Source organism: Psychromonas hadalis ATCC BAA-638 (assembly GCF_000420245.1).
Lineage (GTDB): Bacteria > Pseudomonadota > Gammaproteobacteria > Enterobacterales > Psychromonadaceae > Psychromonas > Psychromonas hadalis.
On sequence record NZ_ATUO01000191.1, the window covers coordinates 1 to 6,221 of the forward strand.

Below are 6,221 nucleotides of genomic sequence, written 5' to 3' on the forward strand. Positions count from 1 at the left end.
ACTTTGTCGTTATCTAATGTGCGCGTAAAAACATAAGCACTTTTTTGTTTAATAACGTCATGTTGACCAGCCCCAATTGCAGGGTGTGCTTTTCTAAATTGTCCAATAGTTTGCCAGTGTTTGAGCAGTGCCTGGCGCTCTTTGTCTAACTTCCTGACCATATCGGAACTGCTAATTTCCGGCACAACCTGCTGCTAGCAAGGAAAAATGTCATTTTACGCTGCCACCCATCGTTAAAGAAAAAAGGTGGAATATCACCTTTTTGAAGATCCTTTCATACGTATAAAAAAATAACAGCATAAGTACACAGTCCAGTAAATAGACCAGCACGAGGGCTGGTCTTTGAATTAACTGGCTATTGACTATATTGCTCTTACCTTACATTCTCATCACTAAGGAGCTACGGTAATTGTATAACTCATATTTTGATCGTTAACACGAAGCAGATAGTTGCCGATAACATCTGTGTAAATATTACTATCATCATTTTTGTTCAATATACCATCTCCATTCCAGTCAGCCCACTTTGTATTCCAGTCGTTATATTCGGTGAACTTAAAGCGTTGAGCATCACCATCACCTGCTCCAGTGAAGTTGACAACCAGTTCCCAAATGTGATCTGATACCAAAGTCATCGCCGTTGTACCCCAGCCATTAGGCGTACCACGAAAATAAAAACTGTCCAGATTACTAGCAAGAGGTTGCTCTGGCTTAACATATCCGCCCACCCAGACTGAAACACTGCCTCCTTTCACTTTAAAGGTAGCGTTACCCTGTTCATCTGTGCACACTCGGTCGTTATCGGCATAATTTCCGGTGATATCAACAAAACACTCATCCGCATTATTGATACCCATCGCCATCAATTTTGTACCCGCGTCTGCATCGGTCATTAACACCGCCATACCTTGCAGATGATCGCTGTCACCCTCACGTGTCCAACCGATCACATCAGAGTGATCCAAGTAACTAATCTGTTTACCGTAAGCGTAATCACGACGCGCTTGCAATAAAATATCCAAGATCGTTTGATTGGATGGCATATCGATAGTGTAATAATTCCCGTCTGTACCTGTATCCGTGTAATTTGCGCCGTAATAATCCGCATAGAAAACATTTGGGTAACCTTCCTGACGTAGCAGAATAAACGCGTAAGCCAGCGGTTTAAACCAGTTCTCAACGGGTGATTCCAATGACTGCAGCGACTGAGTATCATGGTTTTCAACTAAGGTAACTGCATGAGCAGGATTTTCTTTCATCAAGGTGTTATTCATGATGCTGCCCATATCGTAACCACCACCTTGCGTAGAAGCATGATGGAAGTTCAAATGCAGTGGTGCATCAAACAGCGACATACGGTAACCCGTATCTGATAAATAGGTCTGTAGCAAAGCCAGATCATAATCCCAGTATTCCCCGACCGTAAACAACTCTTTACTTGTCGAACTGCGTAGCGAATCAAGCCAAGTGTTAAAGAAGCCCGTATCAATATGTTTCACCGCATCCAGACGTAAGCCATCTAAGCCTGCAAATTCAACATACCATTTACCCCATATTTTCAGCTCTGCGACCACGTCAGGATGACCCATATCGAGATCTGCGCCCATCAAGTAGTCATAGTTGCCATTGTTTCCACTTCCACTGCTCACCTGCGTATCCCAAGCTTTACCGCGGAATTTGAAAATACTCTTCTCTGAGTTAGTTTGATTCCAATCAACGCCATCGAAATGCTGCCAGTTCCATTTAAAGGGAGAGTAGGTATTATTACGCACAGGGAAATCAAATTTTGTCCAAGCGGCTATCTCGACATCACTGCCATACTCAGCATTACGGTCACCTGCTTCAACACGAACGGCGGTAACCTGCTCTGTTGCCTCGGCTCCCATCTTATGATTCAGCACAATATCAGCGTAGATCTTAATACCCACATCATGAGCTGCAGAAATCGCTGTCAAATATTGTGTCTTATCACCGTATTTAGTACGAGTCTGTCCCTGTTGATCAAATTCCCCCAGATCATACAGATCGTAAGTTGAGTAACCCACATCCAGCTTGCCACTGCCATCTGTAATCGCCATCGCTTTATAAGCCGGCGGTAACCATAATGCAGTGATACCCACATCTGCTAGATTTTGCGCTTTGCTAGAAACCATACTCCACAAGTTATCTTCTGCGGTGTTATACCAGTGGAAATACTGCATCATCGTTTCGTTAACTGTGCTTCCAGTGCCATCTGATGTAATGCTTAGTGTGTCGTTAACTGCATCCAGTTCAAAGCTATATTGTTCAGTCGCCGTTACCGTGATGGTAATTTGCGCATCGTAACTTGCATTTTGCAGTGCCAAACCACCCGCAGAGGCAGACAAATTGTCATATGTCCACACAGGCGTCCAGTCAGCCGATGCAAGCTTGAACTGATACTCGCCAGAGCGTAGATAAACGTTGGTATTGTATTTACCATCACCAATATAGCGCATCTGAAGACCGCTACTCCAGTCGGTTAATGTGCCACGGAGATAGAGTGTTTCAACATTGAAAGGTGGCGGCGTACCCAGATCTCCAGCGGGAGGAACAATTGTCAGCAGTGCATTGCTCGGATTGCTCAGATCTAATTTAAAGTGGTAAGAGCCAGTTACTGGCACGATAAACTGCGAATTACCATCACTGTCATCAGCATTTCCCCACCAGTCATTCAGCGTTACATCATCAGTACCTTTACCCAGATTGTCCCCTGAATAGGTGTTGGCCCAATTGCTGCTAGCCAACTTGAAGTTAACCGTTTCCAATGCCTCTAAAGTCAGATCAAGTTCATAAATCCCCTGTCCTTTATATTCAAATAAATGTTCAGTTCCCCAGTCGTTAAATTCACCGCGCAGGTAAAGAGGTGCGACAGGTGCATCCATACCCGTTCCCTGAACATCCCCTTGCTGTGGTTTCACAAAGACAACAACTGAAAGTCCCGGAATCACTAACTTGCCAGTTGCAATATCAACCCGAGCCGCCGTTAAACGCGGATCATCACCCGCAACCATCACTGGATGTAGCACAAAACTGCTAGCACCCGGTATAGAAACCCATTTATCCGAAGTACTGGCATTAATTGCTACGATTATCGCTTGGTAATTAGGATCCAGATCACTGCCCATTTCAACACCGTCATCAATACTCATTACAATGGTATTTATCTCAGCGGTGCCTACATTATGGAAAGTAACTCGGTCTATGATCTCCTGTGAAGTGCCTAAACGAAGTAGTTTACTCTGCGACCTAATGGCCAGAAACTCTTTAAAACGCTCATTGGTCCAGCGAATATTTTCAGCCGATGCAATAGTATTTGCATTAGCAATGATCCCTTTTATGGTCGCCCAGTTTTGACCGTCTTTATCCTCGCGCGGTAAACCGACATTCCAGTTGTTGCTCTGCATACTGAAATCAACGCGGTTGTACCAGTCACCTGAATCGTAAGAATCACGTTCCATCGACTTAGAGCGTAGCAGCTCCGTTCCCATATGCAGGAACGGCACGCCTTGCCCGAGCATCACCGGTGCTAAACCAAGGATCTGCATTCTTGCTCTGTCTTCAGGAGAAGTATCATATGCTGCTTTATATTGAATAATATCCCACAGCGTCTGGTTATCATGCTTAGAGACATAATTGACCGCTTCCTGCGGATCGGCCGCATAACCTGCGCCATGTCCACCGAAATCATAATCTCTGCCAAGTACGGTTGCACCACTGATTGTCGGTAACGGATATTCCTGCAGATTACCGGTCATACCAAGACGAATTAAATCGATCTTGTCAACGTTACCATCTCCTGCATTGGCAAAACCCTGTGCCGTATTCATCGTATCACCGCCGGCCCCACGCACTGCATCACGCATTCTGTCATTGTAAGTACCAACGCCAGTGCCTGCCATGTTCCATGATGTTCCATTTACGCCTCGTGCGTTGCCTGCAACTTCACCGAAGTCCCAGCCTTCACCGTAGAACCAGTTATCAGGATCAACTTTTTTCACTTCAACCAAGGCTTTTTCAATACTTGATTTCATTAAATGGCCCATTAAGTCAAAACGGAAACCATCAATTTTGTACTCTTTTGCCCAAAAAACTAAACTGTCTGTAACCAGTTTTTCAAACATGCGATGTTCAGAGGCAGTATTGTCACAACAGGTCGAGCTTTCAACGTAACCGTTATCCGGATTACGTCTGTGGTAATATCCTGGTACCACTTTATCCAGTACGGAACTGTTATATAAAGCAGATGAACTCATATGGTTATATACCACATCCTGCACAACCCTGAAGCCCATCTCATGCAGTGTTTTAATCATCTCACGGTATTCAACAATTCGAGAGATACCGTCACTTTGATCTGCATAGCTGCCTTCCGGCGCACTGTAGTGGTACGGGTCATAACCCCAGTTAAAGCCGTCTAACGGACGGATATCCGCCATCAGAGTCTGCGCATCACTGCTTGTTGGCTCAAGCGTTTCAAGTATACTTTGAAGGGTACCTGAACTTGCTTGCGCACAGATTGCAGCTTCCGGTTTCAAACCCGTCTCTGCATCACATAACTTACTGATATCATCTTCTAAATCAATACGTTTAGCAGGATCTTCATTCACAGATGAAATATCAAAGGTAGGTAATAAGTGTATGGTGGTTAGTCCCGCTTCTTTTAGCGCCAGAAGATGTTTTACACTGCTGCGTTCTGCTTCTGTAAAGGCTAAATATTTACCATTATAAGCTGGCGTGCCTTGTGTATCCGATCCGCTAAAATCACGAACGTGCAGTTCATATATAATATTATCTTCAGGCTCACCAATGGTAGGGATCGTTTGTGCATCCCAACCCGCAGGTTTAGTTATTGCATCATTTAAATCAACTAGTTGTGAGTAACGACTGTTAGTACTTAAGGAAACCGAGTACGGGTCGGTAGTCATCACCCATTCAATCTTATTGGTTTTAGGGTGGAATACCTGTAAACGGTAACGATAGAAACTGCCGAGCAGCGAAGCTTCACCATGATGAGACCAGATACCCGTTAGCGAATCTTCTGTCATCATTACTGGCGATTGTGCAAGTGGCACTTTATTCGCATCATAAAGGTAAAGTTCAACCTTCTGTGCAGTGGGCGCCCATAAATTAAACTGTGTGCGTCCATCAACAAGCTGCGCACCTAGTACAGCCTCATCGGCATCATTATCAGCTTTGGTATAAAGATCATCAACTGCAAACGGGAACTGTACTCGCGTTGCGCCAACTACGTTATTCTCAGCATCAAGCGCAACAGCAATCAGTTGTTTTTTAAGAAATTCTTTCGCTTTTCCTCTATCAATAGCAAGTGAATATTGTGTTCTGCCAGTAAGATGCGGATAAAGCGGGTTATCAACAGTGCCCGTTTCTGTTAGAGAAATAGGTTCAAATTCATGCGCTTGATTTAAATCTGAAACGTCGTTACTGTTTGCCCATAACTCATAATGATCAGCACCACTTGAATCACTCCAAGCTAGCGTATCGAATGTTAACCAGTGTGCTTTCACATCATGCTCAGCAACCAGTAGTGGCGCGTTTGTAACCGCTTTATAATTTAGCGTTGAATTCCCATCGAACGTATACACACGATTACCACGGCGTAGTGCCACACGTTGGTCGTCAGCTCCTAATGCACGATCTTCTCCTTTATGGATAACAAAGTTCAGACAGTCACTATGATTTTCCTTTAATGAGATACGGAATAATACACCGTGCTCGCCAGCATCTTCTGTCACAATATAAGGCGTATCCCATCGTGTATCTGTATCCACTGCACTACAAGACTCGTTATTCCATAGGTGCACGCCCCAGTCAGTATAATTAGCATCGGCACGTTTATAGTAGATAAATGCTTCTGTATACTGAGCAACAGGCACTAAATCACCAAGCGGACTAAAATCTAGACTGTCAGGAATACCATCGCCATCATCATCACTGGATGCAAAATCTCCCCAGCCATCATTATCGCTATCAAACTGTTCAAAACGATCCAGAGGGAAAGCATCGGTATTGTTACCTGTGCCGTCACCATCAGTATCTAAGGACTCATTTTTATCTAACGGAAAAGCATCATCGGTATCAGTAACACCGTCATTATCATCATCGCTATCAGTAACGTTTGAGATAAAATCGCCATCGGTATCCAGTGGCACACTGCTGCTGTCTAACGGATCACTTCCGGC

General features: G+C 44.3%; 1 protein-coding gene and 1 pseudogene. Both read right to left on the minus strand.

The annotated features are described in order from the left end of the window. Window positions 1-185 (minus strand): annotated as a pseudogene (locus G322_RS23005) (alpha-amylase family glycosyl hydrolase); the annotation flags it as partial. Window positions 186-392: 207 nt separating this feature from the next. Further along, complete coding sequence (locus G322_RS22460; RefSeq protein ID WP_211217175.1) at window positions 393-6,191, minus strand: alpha-amylase; 5,799 nt, start codon at window positions 6,189-6,191, stop codon at window positions 393-395. Window positions 6,192-6,221: the final 30 nt, after the last annotated feature.